The sequence below is a fragment of the Dyadobacter jejuensis genome, assembly GCF_003149085.1.
Taxonomy (GTDB): domain Bacteria; phylum Bacteroidota; class Bacteroidia; order Cytophagales; family Spirosomataceae; genus Dyadobacter; species Dyadobacter jejuensis.
In genome coordinates, this window is record NZ_QGDT01000008.1 from 203,062 (window position 1) to 227,745 (window position 24,684).

The window sequence follows — 24,684 nt, forward strand, 5'->3', positions numbered from 1 at the left end:
AGGCTGTATATCATTGAAGCCTATCAATTAAGGGAAATTATAGAATAATTTACCCTGTTAAAAACTGATTTTAAGAGAATACACCTCCTTCTCATCAGCCAAAACCAATAGGTAAATACCAATTGCCTATGTAGGTCCTCAAGCCATCACCATTAGGAACCATATAAGGCAATATCCTACAGAAATCAAGGAATAAAAGCTCCACATATACCCCTGCTTCATTTTTGAAAAGGAGGCTATTTTAAGGAACTATCGTAAATATTTCTGTAATTGTAATAAGGATTACTTTCACCCATTAAAACATTGACGCCATTTGAGCCCCGTAACCATTAAAGATATCGCCCGAGCTTTGAACCTGTCTACCTCAACCGTTTCTAGGGCGCTAAGAGATAGCTCAGAGATGAACCCGGAGACAAAAAAAATGGTATTGGACTATGCCCAGAAAGTCAACTACAGTCCTAACCCCATGGCAGTCAGTCTTAGAGCCAGTAAAAGTAAAGCCATAGGTCTCATTTTACCCGAAATCGCCAACGCCTTCTTCTCTCAACTCATCAATGGGATTGAAGACGTGGCCTATGCCCATGGTTATCATGTGGTGATTTCCCAAAGTCATGAGACCTACGAAAGAGAGGTTAACAATCTCAACTACTTATCTTCTCGAAGAGTCGACGGCATATTGGTATCCTTATCGAGCCTTACCACCGACCTCCACCCATTCCACGCCCTGATGGACCAGGGAATGCCCTTCGTTTTTGTGGACCGCGTACCCCAGCAAGGTCAAGTGCATAAAATAACTTCCGATAATTTTGAGGCTAGTTATAATGCAACAAAACACCTTATCGAACTGGGCAAAAAACGAATCGCACACCTCACCAGTCCGAGGTATTTGTCTATCACCACAGAACGGCTGGCTGGATACAAAAAGGCTTTATTGGATTATGATTTGACCTTTAAAGAAGAACTGGTAAAGTATTTTCATTATGGGGGTGCAGTAGCGCAGGAAAACGAAAAGACCATTCATGGCCTACTCGACCAGGTTCAGCCCCCCGACGCCCTACTCGCGGCCAGCGAAAGACTCACCATGGCAAGCCTGGAGATCCTTCATAAAAGAAACATGCGTATACCTGAAGAAATGGCCCTCGTCGGATTTACTAACAACGCCGTTGCTGGGCTCCTAAATCCTCCATTGACGGCCGTGGTACAGCCCGCCTACCAGATGGGAGAACAAGCAGCCAAGCTCCTCATAGAACTTATAGAATCACCTCAAAAAGTTAACGAATTCCAAAACCTTATCCTACCCTCCCTACTGGACATCAGATCCTCTACTATTGGTTCAAAACCGTTTATTTCTTAAATAAAAGAGCCTTAACGGGTTGTATACGGGTAATTATTAAAGTCGGTATCAACAATATGACTCCTGCCACCAGCACCGTTACCACATTGATCAACGCAAAAACGGGCCAATCGAACACGATGGGCACCGTGTCCATATAATAATTTACTGGATCGAGAGGGATCAAATGAAACTGATACTGAAGCCAACATAAAGTAAGCCCCGTAAGATTCCCGATAATCAATCCCTTTTGAACCATATACAGCCCTACCCTAAAAAACACCCTTCTGATTTGTCGATTTGGACTACCCAATGTCTTTAACAAACCAATCAACGGAGTACGCTCCATGATCATCACCAGCAGGATAGACACCATATTAAAACAAGCCACAAACAGTATTAAGCTCAAGAACACAGCAGTATTCCGATCCAAGAGTACCAGCCAATCGAATAAAGGCCTGAAAGAATCTGTTACTCTCGATAAATACACGCCTACTGGCACCACCTTTCTTAAACGTTCCGCTACCAGATCTAAATCTTCAAAATCCTTAAGATAAACTTCATAGGTCCCAACAGTATCGGCCCCCCAGTTGTTTAAGCGCTGCACCAAGCCAAGGTCACCTATGATCAGTGTATTGTCAAACTCCTCCATTTGGGTATCATAAATCCCCGCAATCGTCAACTTACGAGGCCTTGGCGGATTTTGCAAGGTGTACATAATGACCCCATCTCCTGCCTCTAGCCTTAATTGTGAAGCAATTTTTTTGCTGATTAATATTTCTGTCGAATATCCATACTTAATCGATGAAGAGTCTCGATCGCTGGGTAGCCTACCACTGACCAAAGTATTTTTTAACAATTCCCAATTATAATCCTTGCCCACCCCTTTAAGGACAACCCCTTTTATTTCATCCTTGGTTTTTAATATCCCCGACTTATGGGCTACCACCTGCCAATGATCTACCTCAGGGATATGAGGAAGTTCTTCGGCTATGGGATTACGAATATTCAAAGGTCCCTCCTCATAGGTATTCCCCAATATATAAGCACTGGCATTGATATGCGCTCCAAAAAGAAATACTTTTTGTTGGATAGTCTGTTTAAAACCCAATAGTATAGCAAAAGCCAAAATCCCCACAGCCACCCCTATGGCTATGCTGGCTACCCCAATTCGGGTAACGGTAGCTGAAAAGGACCCTGCCTCATTATGACGTATACGCTTGGCTATGAACGATGGAAACTGCAAGGAAATAATATTTTAAAGGTAATGGGGCAAAAATAGCGCAATTTCCGGGGAATCTTGAATGCCTGCCCAATCATTGTCGGTCCTTTTTGGTAGCGGACCAGCCCGGTCGTCGATGTTTTCATCCAGAAATACTATCTTAGTCGTCAAGATGACCTCACAGAATAGGATCCTATTCCTTTCTATGGGTACCATCAACCATCGATTCAATAGATTTAACATATATGCCATTAATAAAAGTTGCTGCCGGCGTGGTCAATCAAACGGCCATGGACTGGAAAAACAATACCAAGCACATCTTAGAAGCTATAGAGCAGGCCCGGTCCGAGGAAGTCAGTATCATTTGCTTACCCGAACTCTGCATTACAGGCTATGGTTGTGAGGACTATTTTTTTGCCCCTGACCTGGCCGATCAAGCCTTGCTCGCACTCACCGAAATCGTAGCCGCCACCAGTGGGATCATCGCTTCGGTAGGCCTCCCCATCCGCCATAACAATCGGCTCTACAATGCCGCCTGCCTGATCGTTAACCGCCAGATCGTAGGCTTCTATTGCAAACAAAACCTAGCCAATAACGGCATCCATTACGAAACGCGTTGGTTTCATGCCTGGCCCAAAGGACTGGTGAGCCAAGTGGAATTCCAAGACCTAAGCTACCCAATCGGCGACTTAGTATTCGAGATAAAAGACCGCCAAGGTCGTAATACCCGCCTCGCCTTCGAAATATGTGAAGATGCCTGGGTGGCCAATCGTCCCGGCAAAAGCCATTATGAAAGAGGGGTGGACATTATCCTAAACCCCAGTGCCAGCCACTTCGCTTTTCACAAATTCCTGATACGAGAACGGCTGGTGATCGACGGCTCCCGTGCCTACGGTTGTAGCTATATCTATACCAACCTACTGGGCAACGAAACCGGGCGGGCTATTTATGATGGTGATGCCATGATAGCCTCCAATGGGGAACTGCTCGTATCCAGCCCTCGGTTTAGCTATGAGGATCAGCTGGTCACCACCGCAGTTATCGACACCGACCTCACCCGTCTCAATCAGCTACAAAACCGAACTGACCCTGCCCAAGACGAACGTTGGCTCATCCATGCCCGCTTCGACTTCCCCGAGCTGCTGCCGGTGGCCAAACAAATACCTCAACTTGAAGCTTTTGAAAAAGGAGGTGCCCTCAAGGAAGAAGAGTTTGCTCGGGCGGTGTGTCTCGGACTTTTCGACTATTTGCGCAAAAGCCGCTCCCATGGCTTCACCATTTCCCTGTCGGGTGGGGCCGACTCTTCCGCTTGTACCGCTCTTTGTGGACTGATGATACGCCTCGCCGATGAAAGCATAGGCATGGACCGACTAAAACAGAAATTAGCCTACATCCCTGCCTTAACCGACACCCAGACCGAAGAAGACTTGGCCCAAGTCCTGATCCACAACATCTATCAAGGCACCGAGAACAGCTCCACCGATACTCTAGAGTCGGCTCAGTCCCTAGCGGAATCCATGGGCTCGCGTTTTTACAATATCGATATCAACGGCCTGGTAGAGACTTATAAAGGCCTTATTGAAGACCAAATCGGCCGTCAACTTACCTGGCAACAGGACGATATAGCCCTTCAAAACATTCAAGCACGGGTGAGGGCCCCAGGGGTATGGCTGCTTACCAACCTGAACAACCACCTCCTATTGGCTACCTCCAACCGATCGGAAGTCGCCGTGGGCTATGCCACTATGGACGGCGACACCTCCGGTAGCATCAGCCCCTTGGCCGGCATCGACAAACACTATTTACGCCAGTGGCTCCGATGGCTCGAAGAAAAGGGATGTGAGGTAAAAGGAAGACACATTCGCATCGAAGGTCTAAAAAAAGTGAATAGCCTCCAGCCTACCGCCGAGTTAAGACCAAAAGATCAGAAACAGACCGACGAAGCCGACCTGATGCCCTACGACTTCCTCAATGACTTGGAGCGCCTGGCTATATATGAGAAAAAATCTCCTAAAGTGTCCTTCCAAAATCTGTTGACCAACTACGAGACCATCCATAGTCGGGAGCAATTACTCATTTGGACCGAAAGGTTTTTTAGGCTCTGGAGCCGTAACCAATGGAAACGCGAGCGCTATGCCCCTTCCTTTCATTTGGACGACCTGAACTTAGACCCCCGATCCTGGTGCCGATTCCCGATACTGTCTGGTGGATTTGAAAAAGAGCTCGAAGAGCTCCGCGCTTATGCCGCTGGAGACCTTACAAAATCGAAAAATCGAATCGGCTTTTAGTATAAAATGGCTGGAAGCGCCATTGCTTCCAGCCATTTATACCCTTTAACGTCTCCTTATTTATTACAAAAACGTAAGGCCACTGCAAATCCCAACCAGCTCTGCTCCTCTCGACCTTCAGAAGGTGCATGCCCTATCCAGATGGGCTCTATTTTCCTTTTGTTGGTAACAACCCCCATATAGTCGCTCACAAATAGATTCAGGGTAGGGCCAGCCGCCAGGGCAAACCGCCCAGCAATTTTACGTTCTATGCTCAAACTAGCCCTAAATAAGCCTGCAATAGCACTTTCCTCGTACCGATCGTCCAACCACACGGCATTGGCCGTAAGGTCCAGATTCGCTCCCCAGCCTCGGCCCCACAACCGAGCCGTACCGAACCCATAGCCCATACTTCCTATAGGACGATGGGCAGCCAACCCATTAAAACTCATCGTAAATACATTATAAAACTTGGGCATACCAGTCTTAAAGGTCGCATTGAAATAGTTGAACTCATCGATAGAGACTTCGTAACGCCGATACCCATTCCGTCGAACATAGCTAAACATACCGAAAGGTACCGTAGCCGAAGAATCAGCAAAATTGACCATCCCAATCTGATGACCCGACCGCACCGTTCCAGCAAAATTGTACACCGGCGAGAGCTGATACCCATTCAAATGCCCCACAACTACATTGCCTATTCCCGCTACCTGCCAACCTCTAAAATTCTTTCCTGTGTAATTGATCACGTTAGAACCCTGAAAACCATAAACATCCCCCAAGGTCACATTGAGCACCGAAGCAAACTGAAAGCCTGTAACATTATTCCCGACAACATTGCTCAACCCCGCTAGCTGAAAGCCCTTCACATTCCCACGGACCGCATTGATACCCCAGCCTATCTCCATGGCATTGACCCCCAAGGAATAACCCGCTAATAAATTAAGTGAGAAGTCGTTGACCACATTCCCGCTAAGTCCATGATTGGTTCCCAAAAACGGTAATAACGAAGCCTGAAATGGCCGGTAAAGGGTATCCTCAATATTGCGGGTATGGATATGTTGCTGAGCCGAAGCGAAAGCCGAAACAAACTCTCCCTGCACAAACTGGTAGGTCTGCCTAAGTTTTTGATGCGTTTTATCCAATACTGGCTCTATTCCCTGTAGTGGATTGGAGCTCGCTGTAGCCGTGGTTTCATATTCTGGAACCACCACCTTCACCCCCACACTGTCGATCCTTTGCGATAGTCGGGCAGGCTTACCGGCCAAGGGCCGTAGTGTATCGGGACTTAACAGAATAGGCCGATAAGTATCTTCACGTTGCATGACCGGTATCGACACCCCTACATATTCTTCCTTGCGTACCTCCAGCTGAAGCTTAGAGGACACATTGGGCAATCGAAGTTTATAATAACCATATTGATTACTAATAGTCGAAATGAGCGTGCTAGACTCATAAACACTGGCATTAGCCAGCTTTTCCCCCGTAGCCCCATCTACAATATAACCACTGAAATTAAAATCCTCTTCCACCTTCGCAGCTTTAGGTACAGCACGTTTTTGAAGTATTACGTACCGACGCCGTACTTTATACTGTACTTCCTGTTGGAATATTTTATCCAAAATATCCACGATTCGCTCTTCATCGGCCGCGACACTCACCTTACGCCGTACATCTATGGCATCGGGACTGTAAGAAAAGCTAAAGCCCCCCAGCCGTTCGATTTTTGAAAGCACCTGATCGACGCGCTCTTGGCTGCTCTTAATAGTAATGCGCGTGTCCAAAATCCCCTGGGCATAGACTGACGCCTTTGATAGCAGGAGCCATCCCGAAAGGAATATCAGAAGTTGTAGTTTCGTTTTCAATTGATGATTATATTAAATGCTCCGTATTTTGTCAAGAATTCATAGCAACCCGCAACCCTTATCGACAGCCCGCACCTTCGAGCCAATAGGTATCTCCATCCTTGCGCAGCTCTAGCTGCAAGGTCTCCGCAATAACCGCCAATGTGGCGTCGAGTGGTTCCTTTTCGAAGCGTATCGTAAGCCGACAGTTAGAAATGTTCGATTTGGCCAGCCGGAGGTCCACATGGTATCCATTCCGAATGGACTCGACCACATCCGCCAAATGTGTAGCCTTAAAATCATAGATCTGCGTTTTGTAGCCCAGCAAATTAGTATTGGCCATCAGACTTAAGATGGTATCGCGCTGAACCTCCGCCCCTTGTCCTTTCACAAGCAATTTTTTGGCAACGGCATTGCTCACTTCCACCTTCCCCGACACCACATCGACCCGCATAGGCCCTTCTTTCGAAGCATTGACATTGAATGACGTCCCCAATACCCGTACTTCCCCTTCTAAGGTACTGATAACGAACGGGCGCTTCTCATCCCGATGCACGTCAAAAAATGCTTCTCCCTCTAAAGAGACCGTCCGAATATCATCCTTCCACTGAGCAGGATACTCTAAGTGCGAATGATGATTCAAAAATATACTGGTTCCATCGGGCAATACCAATTCCTGGGTCTGCTCTTGGGTAACAACCGAAACCATCTCTGGTACGGGTTCGAACCGGTAATAATACAAGCCAAACATCAGGGCTAAAGCGGCAGCCACCGTCATGGCCAAGGCCAACAAGGGGTAGCGCTTAACCCCTTGCCCACTCCCGCCTCCATGTAAGGGACGTATTTTATCGATATCAGGAGTAGGCTGCTGCATTTTTTGACGCACCCGCTCCCAGGCCCTATCCACCTTGTCGGTCGCAGAGCTAGGCTTGAGTTTACCCGACAGTTCCCAGATAAGTCGGTATTCACTCAGTTCTTTCCTCTTTTCTGGAAATTGGCTCAGCCATTTTTCCACGGTCTCAATCTCCTCTTTCGTAGCCGAATGAGCCAAATATCGAGCCAATAACTCGTCCGATAATGTATTTAATGGGGCGCTCATATGCTAATAACGGTTAAATGCTCTGAAAAGAAACACAGCAATCCTACCACAGTAGGTAGATAATCCGCCAGCTCCTGTCTTAATATTCGTAAGGCCTTTCCTATCTGATTTTCCACCGTTTTGATGGAAACCCCCAGTTGGTTGGCTATCTCTTGGTAGCGAAGCTCCTCAAACCGACTCATCCGAAAAGTCACCTGGCATTGCTCAGGCAGTTTGCTAATGGCCATTTCTATCTTCTCCTCCAGTTCCTGGCTCTGGATAGCCTCCGTTACCGAATCATGATGGGGTGTCAGAATATGACGGCTGTATTCCTGATGGGTCTTTTTGATGGCATTATGTTTAAACCGATTCAAACAATAATTATGTACGGCCCTGTACAGATACGACTTTAAGGAAAGGGTAATCTCTAAGGACTCCCGCTTTTCCCAAATATTCAAAAAAACAGTCTGTACCACCTCCTCCGCTTCATCATCGTCTTTGAGGAGAGAACCAGCATACTGGCACAATCGCTCATAGTAGGTGCGGAAGGCTACCTCAAAAGCACGCTCGTCGCCTTTTCTGATGGCCTGCACAAGTTCCGGGTCGGTGAAATCCACTTTTTTACGGCTTTGATTTTGCATCAAATTTAAAAATTCACCCCCGATATACGTCTCCGCTTGGGCTTTTTCTGTTACAATCACGGTCTTTCTGTCGGTTTGCATCATGACAACTCAGCACCGCCTCTACCCCTATCTCCCTATTTTTTTTCTTCACGCATAGGGGTTCCCCTCTCGTGGTTTGTCCATTAGGCACCAAACAAGATTTATACCTTCGTTAAATTTATTAGCCATGAACAATTTTAAATTAACCTGGATCCTTGCCCTGGCCGCAAGCATGCAAGCTTGTGTATACATCGATTCCGATGGTATATCGCCAAGAGGGCCGCAGTCGACAGAAAGCTGGTACGTCGACGACTTCGATCGGGTGAGTGTCACCGATGGTATCGACGTCCACCTACGCTATGGGGCCGCCTCATATGTAGAAGCGACCGGCGCCCAGCGCGACCTCGACGACCTCGAGATCGAAGTCTCTAACAACAAACTGGTGGCGCGCTTCAAGGACAAATGGTTTAGCAACCGCCAGCGCCTCGACTTATACCTGACCACCAACGACCTTTCGGCCGTTGAATTCTCAGGAGCCGTAGATGCCGACATCAACGGATTTGACAACCTCTCCACCCTGCAGCTAAAGCTTACGAGCGCTTCCGAATGTACTTTTGACGGCTATGCCGGTAGCATACAAATGGACCTATCCGGTGCTTCTGAGCTAAAATTGAAGGGTACTAGCGAAGTCCTGAATGGTAAACTTTCGGGGGCTTCTGAACTACATGCCGTCGACTATCCCGTCAAATCGGTGATACTCGACCTGTCTGGAGCTAGCGAGGCCTACGTTTGGGCTTTAGACGACCTCGACATCAAAGCCAGCGGCGCCAGTAAGGTACGTTATAAGGGGAGTCCCAGCATCAGTCAGGATGTATCGGGAAGTAGCAGTGTGAAAAGATATTAAGAACCTCTAGGGCCAAGTCCGATCAGGGAATCATCCCATACTTGGCCCTAGCCTGCTTTTTGGACATACCATCGAAATGCCACCATTCGGTCGTATTCACTGTAAACCCCGCGGCAGTCATCACCGAGCGTAAGATTTGTCGGTTGGCGACTTGCTGCTTACTCAACTTTCCCTGACGGAGCATGTCTGCCTCTGAACGTGGATAAGCCAGAGGGCCAAAATAATCGTATGACGTTCCCATGTCCAAAGATTTTCCAGCGGCATCGGCTACCGTAAGGTCGATTGCACAACCAAAATTATGATTAGACCCCGTCTTCGGGTTGGCCACATACATGGGCTTACGACTCTCGGGAATATTTTGGGCGTCCAAGGCATCCCAAAGTTGATATTGAACGGAATTGGGCCGGGCAGCATCGTATACCAATAAACGTAACTGCGGATGCTTCGATTTTAATAGCTTGCTGGCGCGAGCTAGCCGATCGGCCATTTCGGGTTGGAGATAGGCCCTGGTCAAGTCGCCATAGACGTCCTTCTTCACAAAGTTATCGGTCGTCGAATACTTGAGCTCTACTAGTATGCTCGGATCTACTCGCTGCACATCCACCAATCCCCTGGCAATCATCTTTTGCTCTAGCTCTGGCACCTTGGTCTGCCCCCATGCCACCATGGGGCCTAGTGCCCAGCACCACCCTACTAGTAATACCACTAACCTCGTTTTTCCTTGTCCCACCCTTTCTTTGATCCAATTCATTATTTTATTTTTATGCTCCTTTTACTACTCTGTCGCTTGAACGGCTCCCTGCCGGCTATCTTGAAAGCGCTCTTGTATGATCTTCGTATATTTTTCTAGTAATTCCAATACCCGCTGCTGGGTCTTCGCCCTTACCACCAAGCCGACCTGAAAGGGCTCCTCCATACGCCAGAAAAGCTCTGCATCGTCGAACATACTGGTATCTGGAAACTCTTCCGATACTTTAGCCTTGATAATCCCGGCATAATGTTGCCTTACAGGAGGCAGCTTATAGGGGGTATTGGACACCACAGCGGTTTCCATTTTGGCCCATTCTACCCAAAGATTGATCCCCGAAGAGGCCTCCACCATCTCCGACAAATGAGCACCCACCACTCGCGATGAAGTCTCCAGAAAATAATACTTCCCATCCTCCTGCGAACGGATAATTTCGGTGTGTGACGCACTTTGGGTGAGCCCAAATGCCTTTAACAGATCAACCGCCATCGTTTCCAAGGCATGTGCCTCCGAGGTTTCAAATGGTACGGTGACCGACTTGAAAATCCCCCCCATACTATCCACGTCAAAGGGTGGAGTCAGATATTGGCTACTCCATAGAAACACGACCCGACCATTATAACTGATAGAATCGACATGAAAGACGTCCCCTGCGGTATATTGCTCCACCAAATAGGCATGCCGACTATCCCCAAGGCTTTCTATGGCCCGCCATAACTCCTCGGTCGACTGTAGTTTCTGAATCCCCATCACCCTGGCCTCCGACCTCGGCTTAAGCATCCATGGCCCCGGATGTTTTTCTGTAAAAGCTCGAATATCCTCATCATTGAACAGGGCGGAAAAGCCTGGAACGCGTATTCCCGCTTCTTGGGCCTTGGCACGCATACTCAATTTATCATGAAAATACCCCCCTGTTGTTTGCCCCATTCCTGGAATACGAAAATACTCCCTAAGCTGAGCGGCCCTTTCTACATCCAAGTCGTCCAGTGCCACCACCCGGTCTATATTCGTAGTACGCATGGCTAAGGCCAAAATTGTGAACATGGTATCCACATCGTAACCACCAGAAGGCAGCGAATCGATATAGTAGACCTCATCGATAGACTCCCTCACCCAAGGCTTATCGGCTAGGCGTCGGTCGGTCAACAAGAGCACCGTATTGCCAGCTTCCTTGCAGGCCCGCAGAAAATCATTTCCTTTAAAAATGGTAGAGATACAGAGAAATGTATAGGGTACAGACATATATATTATTTTAGTGACACAATCCCTTTTAGGCCCAAAGGCGACTTCTCCCAAATCTAACGAAAAGAACCAGCTATTCTAGGCCTATCGATTCGTTTTTTTTTGGCAAAACCCTCCCTATTCTTCTAGTTACGACGATATTGCCGGCGGGTAGCCGCTCGCTCAGCAAATGATTACTCTATTAAAACAAATTTCAGGGAAGCCTCCCCATCGAGTTGCAAGAAATATAAGCCCGCTCCAAGCTGCGACAAGTCCACCCCATCGCTCTGAAGAACCGGATGACTCACCCTGATACTATTTAACACTACCCCGCGCTGATCGTAAATCCTCAGCAACCTCTGCCCTTCAAAAGCCGACAATCCCCGAAGCCACAAGCGCCCCCTCACCGGATTAGGTGCCACATAAGGCGCTACCTTTTCAGCACAGCGCTGGGTCAAAATCCTCGTAGGAACGGTAGTAAAATCATGGTCGTGACTCACAATCTGAAAATATACCGCTCCTTCTTTCGGCGTAGCTTCCATAAAAGAATAACGATTGGTAACATCCGAGTTCGATACGGCATCGACCCGCCCTATCTCCGTCCAATGAACGCTATCGGTACTCCTTCGAATTTCGAAGTAATCCACATTTTTTTCATTGGAAGTTTCCCATTCCAAGCGTACTCGGTGCCCTTGGCAGCCTATGGACAAAGCACTGTAACGAACAGGAAGCGGATCCGTATTCAACGTCACCGTGTTATTCTTAGAAATAAGCCAGAAATCTGGGTCTATCACTGCCGTTTCCGGATCAAATGGCAAGTTTTCAGTAAAATCCTGATCGTGATGGGTATTCTCGACGACCACCAATTGTTCCTCCCCAGTGCTGTTGTTTTTGAACAAGATAGGCACGGGCAACTTAAAGAAAGTCACCGATGGGTCGGAGGTCGTTTGCTTTAGATTAATGGATACATCACCCGCCCCCAGCTGGCTCCAGGTGAGTTGATAGGTTGGATAGCCCTGCCCCCTATACCACTGATCGAAAAAATAGGTCAGGTCTTTCCCACTTACCGCCTCCAAGTGTCCTTGCAAGTCTTGGGTACTGGCAAACCCATAGCTCAACCTGGCGTCGTAAAGATATTGGTTCAACGCCAACTCGAAATCGCTATCCCCCATTATCCAGCGTAACATATACAACAAATGGGAGCCCTTACTATAGCTAAGTCTTCCATGGAAAATCCTATTAACGTTATTGGTATCGTCGACCATCACCGAGCCATTGGCCACCGAAGTAATATAATTCACTTCATTAGCTCTCAGCGCCGTTGCTTGGGACGGGTTTTTGTATTCCTGGTAGATATTCGTCAGGTAAGTCGCAAAGCCTTCATTGAGCCATATATCCTTCCATGAACTACAGGTAACCATGTCGCCAAACCACTGGTGTGCCAGTTCATGGGCGATCAGCCCCACGCCCATGCTCGCCATAAAGGAGTTGGTTTGATGCTCCATACCTCCTCCCCAGGCAAATTGTACGTGCCCATATTTCTCCTCAGCAAAGGGGTATAATCCAAATTTACTACTAAAAAACTGCATGGCGTCCAAAGCTGTAGTCGCGCCCGTTTCGAAAGATGCCACACTTTCCGGATAGCAATAGCTCTGCATGGGGATGGTGACGCCATCGATGGTGGTCGAATGCGACAGTTCCGTAAAATCGGTTACTGCCATGCACACCAAGTAAGAGGCGATGGCATAGCCATGGCGCCAATGCGTACGCACCCGGCCATCTACTAGGTTGGTTTCAGACTGCCTGAGCCCATTCGAAATGGCCTTGTAGGCGGCAGGATGGGTAATATAAATATCCATCCCGTCGTCGGCCTTGTCGTCGAGGCCATTTTTGCATGGCCACCAATCTTTACTTCCATAGGGCTCGCTAAGGGTCCACATCACCGGAACTCCGGGACTCCCATGGGTGGTGGTGGTAAAACTCCCAAATCCAGACCCCACCGGTGTACCACTATATACGATCGTTACGGAATCGAGGGTTCCGCTCGCCGTTTCAGGGATATTAATCGCCAAAGCGTCGGCCGCATGTACCGTAGCCAAGGGCATATTCCGCTGCAGTACTTGGCTAACATTCATCTGTTGAGACAAGTCGAGCACGATCTGACTCCCGGTAGCCACCATCATATAATAGACGGTCAACTGGCCTGAGATAAAATTGACGGCAGGGTCCACCTCCCATTCCGCTCGGTAGTACCGCACATCAAAATTATTGGAAGACATCACCTTTAAACCCGCATTCGCCTGCAACAAACCGGCCCCCTTTCCCTTCTGCTCCAGGGTCGCAATATCGGAGGTGCTCCAAGTAAGCTCCAGCCCCTCTTGAGCCGTCCCGATGATGGGGAACAGTATCCATATAAAAAATAGTAAATAGCGCATACAATTTTCAATAGAGGTTCTATATCAAAGATACGTATATTTTTTTACCTACAGGACAAACAAATCCATCAATAAAGAAGAAGACCCATCCTGTACGAATGGGTCCCCTGCTCTTTCTAGTCCTAAGTCGTTCTATTCAATGCCTCCCCCTTTACGGTTCGGGCTTCGCGGAGCAGGCCAGGGCTGACGCTTCCCCCCTTCGGTCATAGGCATCTGGCGTTTCACCTTCGAAGTCGGCTCTGGATCCTCACTCGCTTCGTAAGCCATAATGGCCGTCAAGATAGCATTGGAACGCAGGTCGTCGAAAACGATTTTATCATAAGTATCCAAATTGGTGTGCCAGGTATAGTTCCCATACGACCAGCTTAAAGAGCTCAAAGAGAATGCCGGAGCTCCCGCTGCCAAAAAAGAGGCATAGTCAGAGCCTCCCCCTCCGGGAGTACCAGGGAAAGTGGTTTTAACTTCATTCCTGATACTATCGGGAACGGAAGCCAGCCAACGACCCAGATAGTCGTAGGAGTCCACAAAGCCCTGTCCCGAAAGGTTGACCACCCGCCCCGTTCCATTGTCCTGGTTTAAGACCACCTGAATATTTTTGACTATTTCGGGGTGATCCTCTACAAAGGCCCTAGAGCCATTGAGCCCCTGTTCCTCACTGCCCCAATGCCCCACCAAGATCGTGCGCTTGGGATTAGGATACACTTTTTTCAATATTCGCATAGCCTCCATCATCGTCAGTGTGCCGGTACCATTGTCGGTAGCACCCGTGCCCCCATCCCAAGAATCGAAATGCGCCGATAGGATCACATATTCGTCTGGCTTTTCGGAGCCCTTTATCTCAGCGATGGTATTGAAAGTGGGTACAGCTCCCCCCGTTTTTGAGTCGGCACGGAGGCTGACCTTCGGCTTATGTCCCGACGCCGCCAACCGATACAGTAAGCCATAGTCTTCTAGAGAAATGTCTACAGAAGGTACTTTTTCGGTATAGGCACCAAAAATTTTATTAGCACCAAACCCCTTCGACCAGTAGGAAGTAAGAATCCCTAGGGCTCCCGCTTTCTCCAGAACAGCCGGCAGCGTCCTGCTGCTGTAGCCCGTCCGCCGGATACGTTCCCGCCAAGCCACCGACTGCACTTCCCTTTCTATTTTCATTCTTTTGTACGACTCTGGAGTAGCGTTGTCTTTCCAGTTGTCGTCGGGCCTACCGGTAGGCTCTAGCATCGACAGCAACACAAACTTGCCCTTTACCGTAGGCAACCACTTTTGATAGGCTAAGGAATCTGCTAATTCGGGGAGTAAAATCGCCTCGGCCGTTACCGTCTTACCTGCCGTACTCGGGCTCCAGGCCAGCTGCATCCCATGTAAAGATTTCACCCAAGGCTCCACCATATCGACATGGGTAATGCCTCGCTCCCATCCTTTCCACTCACCCCACTGCTCGGTCTTGGCTGCAATCCCCCAGGAAGCATATTGTTTGACGGCCCAGTCGCCAGCCTGCTTCATCTGTGGGCTACCTACCAGCCTCGGCCCCACTACATCGAGTAGCTCATGCCCTAGCTGTTCGAGCTGGGAGTGGTACGTAGCCTCCTTAATAATCGCCTCCACTACCGGATCAGCCTTTTGGCCATAAGCCATGCTGCCAACTACAGCCATTACACTGAAACAAAACAGGGTTCGTTTTTTCATTTCTAAAGATTAAAGATTTAGTAATTCTATCAACGAAGTCACCACATTGATTCCAAAATTCAACCTCCCTTTCAATATTCCTACTAATCAGAAAATTAATAATATTTCAAAGCCAAGTAAGCTCACTTCCCTCGAAATATAACATTATTTCCTTAAAAACCCTTTTACTGTCCCTATCGAAACAAATCACAAACTACTGATTAACAGAGTATTAAAAATTCCAATCCTGATCACACAACGTGACAGGGCCCGTCGAAGGGCATGACATTGTTTTGGCAATGCTTTAGAATAGCAAACAACCATTCCCTACCTACTTACGTACTTAGTCCAATGAGTATGGGGCCGTGCGGCCCTGGGCCCTGTACTCACCACTGGCCTGGTACCCCCTTTGCGGCCTCCAATTGTGACCGTCTCCATAAAAAGCTGTAATATCAGGGCGGCCTAACGAAAAAAAATGGCATATGACCCCACGTTTATATTTACATGTATTGTTATTCATTATGGGCTCCTATTCCCTTTGCGCCCAAAATATCCAGTTCTCAGGGTTAAAAAGGACGGATTCTGTCTATCTTAAAAAGGCTATCGGTCTAAGGCCCCATAGCACCTTGGACAGCCTGCAGCTTCAGACCCTAGCCAGAAAAATCAGGAACACACGCCTTTTTCATACCGTAAGCTATACCTCCAGGGTTGTCGGCTCCGATACCACTGTAAACTTCCATTGTGAAGAGGTGCAGTCGGTCTTACCCATCGTAGAGATAGGCGCCACCCAGGGCAACCAATGGTTTCGCCTGGGCGTCCAGGACGAAAATGGGCTCGGTAAGGGAATTCAAACCATCGCCTTTTATCAGTACAACGAAAAACATTCCTTCGTCCTGAAGCAAAAATTCCCGTTGGCTCTAGGCAAATGGGGCGTCGGCTATCTGCTCCGGAAATGGTCCTTTCTCGAGCCTTTTACCTTCCAGAACACGCCCGAATACTATGTATACACTAGCCGGAATGCCGAAGTGAACGTCAGCTATCCTTTTAAAGTCAACCGCCATGAGCTGGAAGTAGGAATGGGCTACCTTTCAGAGAAATACCTCCATACGAAGCCTGAAGAATTCCAGCAAGGCCCCACCCGCTTTTTCCATGAAAAATTGGTACTCAAGACGGTCCATACCCTCAACCAACTCAACTACCATAGCTTCTATCTGTCAGGCTGGGCCAATACCCTGCGGGTGGTCGGTACGCTGGGTCCCAAAAACACCCAACCTTTCGTGTCGGTTATCAACGAAATCCGCTATTTCAAACGCATGCCTCATAAAGGAAACCTAGCCATTCGTAACAGAATCGGTTTGGCCAGCAATCAGAATGTCTTCCTGGCCCCCTTCGTTCTCGACAACTATTATAATATTCGGGGGGTGGGCAACCGCATAGACAGGGGCACAGGCTCCATCGTCCTTAATACCGAATACCGACAGACGCTCTGGGAAAACCCTACTTTCGGCATCCAGACCCTCGGCTTTATCGATGCCGGCACCTGGCGCAAACCCGGTGGCACCCTGACCGATTTTACCAAAAGACAAAACACCAAAGTCTTCGCGGGCTTCGGCACCAGGCTTATCTACAAAAAAGCCTTCGACGCCATCCTCAGCCTCGACTACGGCTGGAGCATCAACGGCGTCGGCCAAGGATTTGTGTTCGGAATTGGCCAGTATTTTTAGGCGTTAGTCGGTTAGAAATTAGGTAATTAGAGGTTAAATGCAGCCGCCGGACGGTTAAAGGTTAAAAGTTAAAAGTTAAAAGCGGCCGCCGGGCGGATAAAGGCGCGCAACTCTTGAACACCAGCGATAGCCTATTGCTTACTGCTTATCGCCTACAGCCACTCCAGCCACCAAAATAGCTTTTCAAGGTACCATAAAGCGTAAAGCCCTGTCAGCCAGAGCTTGTCGAAGGCAGTCAATGTATTAGGCTGTTAGCGGTTAGGTAATTAGAGGTTAAATGCAGCCGCCGGACGGTTAAAGGTTAAAGGTTAAAGGTTAAAAGCGGCCGCCGGGCGGATAAAGGCGCGCTACAATTGATCACCAACGACAGCCTATCGCTTACTGCTTAGAGCTTACAGCCGCTAGCCCGCTACACTTGAACACCAACGATAGCCTATTGCTTACTGCTTATCGCCTACAGCCGCCTAAAGCCACTCCAGCCACCAAAATAGCTTTTCAAGGTACCATAAAGCATAAAGCCCTGTCAGCCAGAGCTTATCGAAGGCAGTCAATGTATTAGGCTGTTAGCGGTTAGGTAATTAGAGGTTAAATGCAGCCGCCGGACGGTTAAAGGTTAAAGGTTAAAAGCGGCCGCCGGGCGGTTAAAGGCGCGCTACAATTGATCACCAACGATAGCCTATCGCTTACAGCTTACAGCCGCTAGCCCGCTACACTTGAACACCAACGATAGCCTATTGCTTACTGCTTATCGCCTACAGCCGCCTAAAGCCACTCCAGCCACCAAAATAGCTCTTCAAGGTACCATAAAGCGTAAAGCCCTGTCAGCCAGAGCTTGTCGAAGGCAGTCAATGTATTAGGCTGTTAGCGGTTAGGTAATTAGAGGTTAAATGCAGCCGCCGGACGGTTAAAGGTTAAAAGTTAAAAGCGGCCGCCGGGCGGATAAAGGCGCGCTACACTTGAACACCAACGATAGCCTATCGCTTACAGCCGCCTAAAGCCGCTAGCCCGCTACAATTGATAACCAACGAAGGCCTATAGCTTACTGCTTAGAGCTTACAGCCGTTACCATATTACCTTTGATCACCAACGACAGCCTATTGCTTACAGCTTATCGCCTACAGCCACTCCAGCCCTCAAAACAACGACAACGTCCCTCCCTCATTGAGGCGGGAACCTGATGGGTGTTCCAACAGGACTTCAGGGCAATTGGTATCCTTACGGGCATTGAATACCCCGTCCATCACCCGATAGGTCTTCAGCCTCGACTCATCGGCGTAGGGCACCATCAAGGCTTTCATTTCGGCCTGGGTCAGCTGGGGCGACAGCCAGGCTTCCGCCTCAGGCCCATCCAATATCAACGGCATACGTTCCCCTTCATTATGTACCGCCGCCATATGCGGGCCGGCATCGGTGGTAATAATAGAAAAAGTATATTGATTCTGCCAATGGGTAAAAATCCCTCCCAACATAAACAGACCTCCCGCCGCAGGCCGAATATACCAGCTATGGGTTTGGCTGGTTCCGGCAGGGGTATGGGGCTCAAAAAATCCCGTACACAACACCAGACAGCGGTTGGTCCAGTACGACTTATAAGCAGGCTTCTCAAAGAGCTCGTCGTTGCGCGCATTCAGGGTGTTGGCCTTCCACTCTCCCTCTTTCCCCACCCACTCGGGCACCAGCCGCCAGCGGTATAGGCTCACCACATCGGGTGTCCGTATGCTCACCACCGGGATCATCGGCTTGTCGAAACCGTTAAAATGAAACTTCGGTACGAACTCTACCTCGCTCTTGATGGGTTTCTTCATACCCTCCACCTGCTTTTTGTCTTCTAATGAAATATGGTAACACATCTTTCTCTGATAGCTAAAAATGAACGGGAATATTCCATTACTCCGACTGCAACATACTTACTTCGTCCGAAAATCCCTATTTTTGCCCGATAACCCGGCTTTGGTCCATGCTATCGAATATCGTCCGTTTCCTGTTTTTTGCCAATTATTTTGTAGGTTTCCTCGCCGTAGCCTTATCCATAGAGACGGCCTATCAGCTGGCTCTACCCTTCCTTTCGGCCGAATATTACTTACTTCTATTTAGTGTAACAGTACTCTATTATACCTTTGCTTATGCCAATCCTGGCACTTCGGCAAGTCCCAACCCCCGCACGGCTTGGTACCAACAACACCGGACTTTTGCGGCCAGAAGCCAGCTGATGCTCCTGGTTGTCAGCATCGTTCTGGCAACGAAGATCTTTATCCAGAATTTCTATAAAATCATTTCCCTTCCCTGGCCCTACTGGCTTTTACTGGGCGCTATGGTACTGGCCGCAGCCCTCTACTATGGCCTACTGCCCAAATCCCTCTACCGGCTCAACCTCCGCAATACCGGCTGGCTTAAGGCTTTCGTCATCGGCTTCGTATGGGCAGGTTGTGTCAATATCCTTCCCATTACCATGGCCCGAGTGGAACAAGGGATCCATGTAGCCGAGCCCGGGTTCATGCTATGGCTATTCCTCAAAAACTGGATGTTCTGTACCGTCAATGCCATTATGTTCGACATCAAAGACTATGAGGACGACTCCAACCGCCAATTAAAAACTTTCGTGGTAAGGTTTGGCCTCTACCGCACCATCACTTTTATCCTGATCCCGCTCCTTCTGGTTGGCCTACTCGCCCTCTTACTTTTTGCTCGTTACAAGCACTTCGCCCCCGAAACGGTCCTCTTCAACACCATCCCCTTTTTATCCTTACTCTGGGTAGCCTTTTCGCTGCATACCCCAAAAAAAATCCTGTTCTACCTCATCGTCATCGACGGTCTGTTGCTAGTTAAGGCCATCTGCGGCATCCTAGGCATCATATACGCCCATCAGTAAACCGACGCCTCAGAGCCTGTCGTCCAGTACGAAAAGCGCCAGCCCATAATCATTGAGATGACAGAACTTGTAAATCCCTGAAAACACCAGACTGGATATCCTCCTAAACGAAGGGATAAGCCCATACAGGTTATTTCAATCCTTCCTCCGCCCATACAGGTTTTTGAAGCAATAATTTTTATTTGTCAATAAAACACTTAATTTCGTATACACTAAAAAAACAAAACTAATAAGACATAAAATATGAATATTCCTAAGTTCCGATTCCTTTGTGGACTCTTTCTTTTGACCATTGGCTATAGTTACGGCCAATCAGCTCCTCAGCCTTTGGTTAGCCATATCTACACCGCCGACCCTTCTGCGCATGTTTTCGAGGGGAAAATTTATATTTACCCTTCTCACGACATAGAAGCCCATGTAGCCGAAGACGACGAAGGCGGCCATTTTAACATGCAGGATTACCATATACTATCCATGAAACATATTGGAGGCAAGGTCACCGACCACGGTATGGCCCTCGCGCTTCAGGATATCCCTTGGGCGGGCCGTCAGCTATGGGCTCCCGATGCGGCCACCAAAAACGGCACCTACTACCTCTACTTCCCTGCCAAAGATCAGGACGACGTTTTTAGAATAGGCGTAGCCACCAGCACCTCCCCTTCCGGACCGTTTAAGGCGGAACCCAAGCCCATAGAAGGGAGCTACAGCATCGACCCTGCGGTATTTACCGATACCGACGGCAGCAGCTATATGTACTTTGGAGGGATATGGGGAGGACAACTACAACGCTGGGAAACCGGACAGTATGAGGCCGGTGGCTCCAAGACCGATCTGGAAAACGACCAGGCGCCGGCCATAGCGCCAAGGATGGTCAGACTTACCGTAGATATGAAGCAATTTGCCGAGCCCGTCAGAAAAATCGTCCTACTCGACCCCGAGGGGCGCCCTCTTCTGGGTGGGGACCACGACCGCCGATTCTTCGAAGGTGCCTGGATGCACAAATACCAGGACAAATACTATTTCTCTTATTCTACTGGCGACACCCACCTGCTGGCCTATGCCACCAGCGACTCACCATATGGTCCATTTACCTACCAAGGCGTTCTGATGGAGCCCGTTACGGGCTGGACCACCCACCATTCCATCGTAGAAATCAAAGACAAGAAAAAAGAATCGAAATGGTATATCTTCTACCATGACGTTCAGCTATCGGGCAAAACACACCTTCGCAATGTGAAGGTGCGGGAGCTAAAACGTAACCCCGACGGAAGTATTCAAACGATTAATCCCTAATCTCAACTGCAGTATCGCGGGCCGTAGCCGGAAGTTAGGAATAACCTCCGGCTATTTTGTAGTGTAACAACATTTGGCTAGCTTGGTCTATGCAAAACAATTATGACCGAGCAGCATGGTTTTATGATTCCCTTAGCCGATTGGTGTTTGGGAAAGCCTTGGTATATATTCAGCAGAAAATCCTGGCGCATATCCCAGCCAATAGTAAGGTCCTCATCGTGGGGGGCGGCACCGGCTGGATCCTCAACGAAATAGCAGCCTTACACCCTACCGGCCTTCAGATCACCTATGTGGAGATTTCGGAAAATATGCTGCACCTCGCCCAGAAAGATTATCATGGCCGAAACCCCGTATCTTTTGTACAGAGCGCCGTGGAGGACTTTCCTATCACCCAGCCCTACGATGTTATTTTTACGGCCTTTTTGTTCGACAACTTCGCCCAGGACCGCATCGACACCTGCCTCCAGAAACTCGATGCAGGCCTGCGCCCGGGTGGTCTATGGCTCTTCGCCGATTTCCACCTCGACGTGGCCAAGCCTAAATTCTGGCACAAATATCTGCTGCAATCCATGCTTTTCTTCTTCCGGATGCTTTGTAAGGTAGAGGCCACCCGCCTCATCCCCATGGAGCCCGCCTTCCGGTCGTACGGCTATACCATCGCTACACAATATGAAACCTATGGAAGGTTTATAAAGGGAATCGTCTATAGGAAGCCCGAAGGCGACCCCTGAGCGGAGTCGAAGGGGCTCTCTAAGCGGAGCCCAAAGCGATCCCTAAGCGGAGTTCGAAGGCGGCCCCTGAGCGGAGTCGAAGGGAGTTCGAAGGCGATCCCTGAGCGGAGCCGAAGGGAGTTCGAAGGCGATCCCTGAGCGGAGCCGAAGGGTCGAAGGGAGTTCGAAGGGTCCAATTCCAATCTCCTTATACTGGCCCTTCCTGCCCTAAAAAAAACATCTATCCACCAAGGGTTTATTTCCCCTGCAGAACACCCTGGTCTATCAATACCTGAAAGGAATCCTCCATGGTAGTCTTCAGCGGCATATATCGGACCCCCAACTCCCGCTGGATTTTTGTATTGTCGGCTCGCCAGGGAATATTGACATTATTCTGGACAAATCGGCGCGAAAACAATTTGTTGGCCATCGGCCCTACCAGCATCAGCAGCCATTTGGGCAAGGCCCTTTTGGGCAACGGAAAAGCAGCTCCATACTTGGGCAATAATAATGCGCTCATCTCTAGGAGGTCGGTCTCGTGGGCCGAGGTAATATACCGGCCCTTCGCTGCTGGCGTGAAGCCCGCAAGCCAGTGGGCCTGTGCTACGTCGCGCACATCTACCACCCCAATTCCCATCCTAGGCGCTCCCATTTTCAGCTCTCCATCGCCCAACCTCTTCAGTATATTAACACTCTCGGAGGTGGTGGTGGCGGGGTTCAATGCAGGGCCTAACACCAGCGACATATTAATCGTGATCAGGTCCCATCGGTTTTGCGTTTTCTGTATTTCCCAGGCCCGTTTCTCTGCCAGCGTTTTCGAATAGGCATAGGGCTGATAGTCCAGCGAAGCCGTGGTATTCCACACCGCCTCGGTAATGCGCCCTCCAGGAGCCTGGGTCGTGTCGATGGCGTCGGTATATATAGCAGCGCAGCTGCTGGTTACCACCACCCGCTTAACAGTACTTACCTCCATGGCCGACTTCAACAGATTCTCCGTACCCTGTACCGCCGGTTCTATCAATTCCTTCTGAGGATCTTTTACGTCCATGATAAAGGGAGAGGCCGTATGGAACACCAGCTCGCAGCCCTCCACAGCGGCCGTATACGACCCCGGCTTCAGCAGATCCCCGGCAAAAAGTCTGAGCGTTCCTTTGCCTTGCGCAGCAGCCTCCAAGAGATGCCCCGTCTTACGGGTATCTTCCGGATTGCGCACCGCAGCATGCACCGTGAGCCCCTCATCCAGAAGCCGCTTTACCAACCAACTGGCCACATAGCCATTGGCACCCGTCACCATCACCGGTTTTGTTTTATCTATCGTAGTCATTCGTTATTTGTTTTATAGGCTTCCTACAAAAGTAGGGCCACCGGCCCACTATCCTTAACACAAATTCCGGAAAGGGGGAAGAATTACCGTTTACTAAGAATCATAAATATTATAAGCATTATACAAATAAATTCCATAAAATGCGATTTGTAACCACCCGAAACGTCTACCAAACGTTATAATTTCTTGAGAATAATTCCTTTATGAGTGAAATACCTAAGACCGAAAGGATCCTAAGACTGATCCGGATACTGCATCAAAACAAGCGAACCATAGAACACCTGGCATTACTCCTGTCGACCACGCCACGAACCATCTATAGGGATATTTTGGTATTACAAAATGTGGGCTATGTCCTGGAAAAAGACGACCAAAATCGTTACTACCTAGGGGAACAGCTCCAACAAAAGAGCGGATTGTTTACCTTAGAAGAGACCCGCCTGGTACGTATGCACCTGTCCGGCCTGCCTACCAGCCACCCTCTCAAAGGGAGCATCGAACGCAAGCTCTATCTTTCCAGCGAGCTTATTCCTCTAGCCGACGACTTAGCCGACAAGCAAAGAGGTGGACTGATTAGTAAGCTCCAAGAGGCAATCCAAGCCCATAAAAGGGTGACACTGTTGCGCTACCACTCCAACCATTCGGCCACGGTTACCGACCGACTGGTAGAACCCTTGGCCCTGACCGACGATTTCAGTACCCTGAAGGCCTACGAAGTAAGCTCGGGCATTCAAAAAACCTTTAAGGTACACCGTATGGAGGATGTTGAAATAAGCACCATCCCCATCGCCAACCAAGAAGAGCCCCCAGAGCTCGATCTTTTCGGATTTACGGGTCCCGAGCCCATCCTAGTGCAAATCAGACTGTCCTTTTTGGCTCATAACCTGCTCTACGAAGAATTTCCAGGAGCTAGGGGCTTTATCAGCAAGTCGGTAGTTGACGACCAGGACACCCCCTTGCGCTTCCCCTATACCTTCCGCTACGAAGTGCGCGACTTTCGCGGCATTGGAAGGTTCCTTTTAGGCCTACCCGGCGAGGTGCAGGTTCTTCAACCCGAGGAGCTTAAACAGTTTCTTAAAGAAAAAACTGAATTAACCAAAACAACAATAAAACACTTACTATCAAACAGTTAGTATTATATCTGGAAACTTTCAATACAACATATCAGAAAAGTTTGCCAATCGATCTTGACAAGATCCAGCTTTTTATTACCTTTACATTCAAATACTTTAACGCTAGTTTAGAATTCAATATTAAAAAGCATGGTTGAAACACGCTAGTTTGTAAATATTTTAATCATCCATTAATTAGAAGGGTAGAAAAAAAAAAGAAGAGCAAATACGGAATTGAACCCCCAGCAATTGCTCTTCTTTAAATAAATA

At 48.7% G+C, this 24,684-nt stretch carries 19 protein-coding genes; 8 read left to right on the top strand and 11 right to left on the bottom strand.

All coding sequences use genetic code 11. The annotated features are described in order from the left end of the window. Positions 1 to 313: 313 nt before the first annotated feature. The gene (locus CLV98_RS15720) at positions 314 to 1,354 is read left to right on the top strand and encodes a LacI family DNA-binding transcriptional regulator (protein ID WP_109675597.1); all 1,041 of its coding nucleotides are present in this window, start codon (positions 314 to 316) and stop codon (positions 1,352 to 1,354) included. Here the strand turns inward: CLV98_RS15720 and CLV98_RS15725 are convergent. Further along, the gene (locus tag CLV98_RS15725) at positions 1,344 to 2,579 is read right to left on the bottom strand and encodes an ABC transporter permease (protein ID WP_109675599.1); all 1,236 of its coding nucleotides are present in this window, start codon (positions 2,577 to 2,579) and stop codon (positions 1,344 to 1,346) included. The two genes, CLV98_RS15720 and CLV98_RS15725, sit on opposite strands and share 11 nt — an antisense overlap. 221 nt (positions 2,580 to 2,800) lie before the next feature. Here CLV98_RS15725 and nadE point away from each other — a divergent pair, with 221 nt between their 5' ends. After that, positions 2,801 to 4,843, top strand: a complete 2,043-nt coding sequence (gene nadE / locus CLV98_RS15735) for an NAD(+) synthase (RefSeq protein WP_109675603.1) — start codon at positions 2,801 to 2,803, stop codon at positions 4,841 to 4,843. Between the two features lie 56 nt (positions 4,844 to 4,899). On the opposite strand, the gene CLV98_RS15740 is transcribed toward nadE, so the two are convergent. From CLV98_RS15740 to CLV98_RS15750, 3 genes are read right to left on the bottom strand one after another with little or no spacing between them, the layout of a single operon-like run. Beyond that, positions 4,900 to 6,690 (bottom strand): peptidase associated/transthyretin-like domain-containing protein, encoded by a 1,791-nt coding sequence (locus CLV98_RS15740; RefSeq protein WP_109675605.1) that lies wholly within the window; start codon positions 6,688 to 6,690, stop codon positions 4,900 to 4,902. Positions 6,691 to 6,748: 58 nt separating this feature from the next. Continuing rightward, positions 6,749 to 7,768, bottom strand: a complete 1,020-nt coding sequence (locus tag CLV98_RS15745; protein ID WP_109675607.1) for a FecR domain-containing protein — start codon at positions 7,766 to 7,768, stop codon at positions 6,749 to 6,751. After that, positions 7,765 to 8,388, bottom strand: coding sequence for an RNA polymerase sigma-70 factor (locus CLV98_RS15750; protein WP_170120686.1), 624 nt, complete (start codon positions 8,386 to 8,388; stop codon positions 7,765 to 7,767). Before CLV98_RS15750 ends, CLV98_RS15745 begins: the two co-directional genes overlap by 4 nt. Positions 8,389 to 8,596: 208 nt before the next feature. Here CLV98_RS15750 and CLV98_RS15755 point away from each other — a divergent pair, with 208 nt between their 5' ends. Continuing rightward, complete coding sequence (locus CLV98_RS15755; protein ID WP_109675609.1) at positions 8,597 to 9,313, top strand: head GIN domain-containing protein; 717 nt, start codon at positions 8,597 to 8,599, stop codon at positions 9,311 to 9,313. 22 nt (positions 9,314 to 9,335) lie between these two features. Here CLV98_RS15755 and CLV98_RS15760 read toward each other — a convergent pair whose 3' ends face one another. From CLV98_RS15760 to CLV98_RS15775, 4 genes are all read right to left on the bottom strand, one after another. Continuing rightward, positions 9,336 to 10,064 (bottom strand): M15 family metallopeptidase, encoded by a 729-nt coding sequence (locus tag CLV98_RS15760; protein ID WP_310588730.1) that lies wholly within the window; start codon positions 10,062 to 10,064, stop codon positions 9,336 to 9,338. A 24-nt stretch (positions 10,065 to 10,088) separates the two neighbouring features. Further along, entirely contained in the window at positions 10,089 to 11,303 is a 1,215-nt protein-coding gene (locus CLV98_RS15765; RefSeq protein ID WP_109675611.1) for an ATP-grasp domain-containing protein, read from the bottom strand. Positions 11,304 to 11,476: 173 nt separating this feature from the next. Beyond that, the gene (locus CLV98_RS15770; protein ID WP_109675613.1) at positions 11,477 to 13,717 is read right to left on the bottom strand and encodes a M1 family metallopeptidase; all 2,241 of its coding nucleotides are present in this window, start codon (positions 13,715 to 13,717) and stop codon (positions 11,477 to 11,479) included. 132 nt (positions 13,718 to 13,849) lie between these two features. Next, on the bottom strand, positions 13,850 to 15,403 hold the full coding sequence (locus tag CLV98_RS15775; protein ID WP_109675615.1) for a M20/M25/M40 family metallo-hydrolase: 1,554 nt from the start codon (positions 15,401 to 15,403) through the stop codon (positions 13,850 to 13,852). A 461-nt stretch (positions 15,404 to 15,864) separates the two neighbouring features. Between CLV98_RS15775 and CLV98_RS15780 the strand changes: the two genes are divergently transcribed. Next, entirely contained in the window at positions 15,865 to 17,106 is a 1,242-nt protein-coding gene (locus CLV98_RS15780; protein ID WP_109675617.1) for a BamA/TamA family outer membrane protein, read from the top strand. A 1,133-nt stretch (positions 17,107 to 18,239) separates the two neighbouring features. Here CLV98_RS15780 and CLV98_RS15785 read toward each other — a convergent pair. After that, positions 18,240 to 18,956 carry an SOS response-associated peptidase gene (locus CLV98_RS15785; RefSeq protein ID WP_109675619.1) on the bottom strand — a complete coding sequence of 239 codons (717 nt, stop codon included), beginning with the start codon at positions 18,954 to 18,956 and terminating at the stop codon, positions 18,240 to 18,242. A gap of 107 nt (positions 18,957 to 19,063) precedes the next feature. On the opposite strand from CLV98_RS15785, the gene CLV98_RS15790 reads away from it, so the two are divergent. From CLV98_RS15790 to CLV98_RS15800, 3 genes are all read left to right on the top strand, one after another. Beyond that, positions 19,064 to 19,975 carry a UbiA family prenyltransferase gene (locus CLV98_RS15790; RefSeq protein WP_109675620.1) on the top strand — a complete coding sequence of 304 codons (912 nt, stop codon included), beginning with the start codon at positions 19,064 to 19,066 and terminating at the stop codon, positions 19,973 to 19,975. 243 nt (positions 19,976 to 20,218) lie between these two features. Further along, the gene (locus CLV98_RS15795; protein WP_109675622.1) at positions 20,219 to 21,268 is read left to right on the top strand and encodes a glycoside hydrolase family 43 protein; all 1,050 of its coding nucleotides are present in this window, start codon (positions 20,219 to 20,221) and stop codon (positions 21,266 to 21,268) included. Between the two features lie 89 nt (positions 21,269 to 21,357). Then, a complete protein-coding gene (locus CLV98_RS15800; RefSeq protein WP_109675624.1) occupies positions 21,358 to 21,999 on the top strand; it encodes a class I SAM-dependent methyltransferase in 642 nt (213 codons plus the stop codon). Here the strand turns inward: CLV98_RS15800 and CLV98_RS23345 are convergent. Together CLV98_RS23345 and CLV98_RS15805 are read right to left on the bottom strand one after the other, a co-directional pair. Then, a complete protein-coding gene (locus CLV98_RS23345; RefSeq protein WP_146202291.1) occupies positions 21,972 to 22,175 on the bottom strand; it encodes a hypothetical protein in 204 nt (67 codons plus the stop codon). The two genes, CLV98_RS15800 and CLV98_RS23345, sit on opposite strands and share 28 nt — an antisense overlap. Before the next feature lie 59 nt (positions 22,176 to 22,234). Continuing rightward, complete coding sequence (locus tag CLV98_RS15805; protein ID WP_109675626.1) at positions 22,235 to 23,302, bottom strand: NAD-dependent epimerase/dehydratase family protein; 1,068 nt, start codon at positions 23,300 to 23,302, stop codon at positions 22,235 to 22,237. A gap of 203 nt (positions 23,303 to 23,505) precedes the next feature. Here CLV98_RS15805 and CLV98_RS15810 point away from each other — a divergent pair, with 203 nt between their 5' ends. Continuing rightward, positions 23,506 to 24,435 carry a helix-turn-helix transcriptional regulator gene (locus CLV98_RS15810; RefSeq protein WP_109675629.1) on the top strand — a complete coding sequence of 310 codons (930 nt, stop codon included), beginning with the start codon at positions 23,506 to 23,508 and terminating at the stop codon, positions 24,433 to 24,435. Positions 24,436 to 24,684 lie beyond the last annotated feature (249 nt).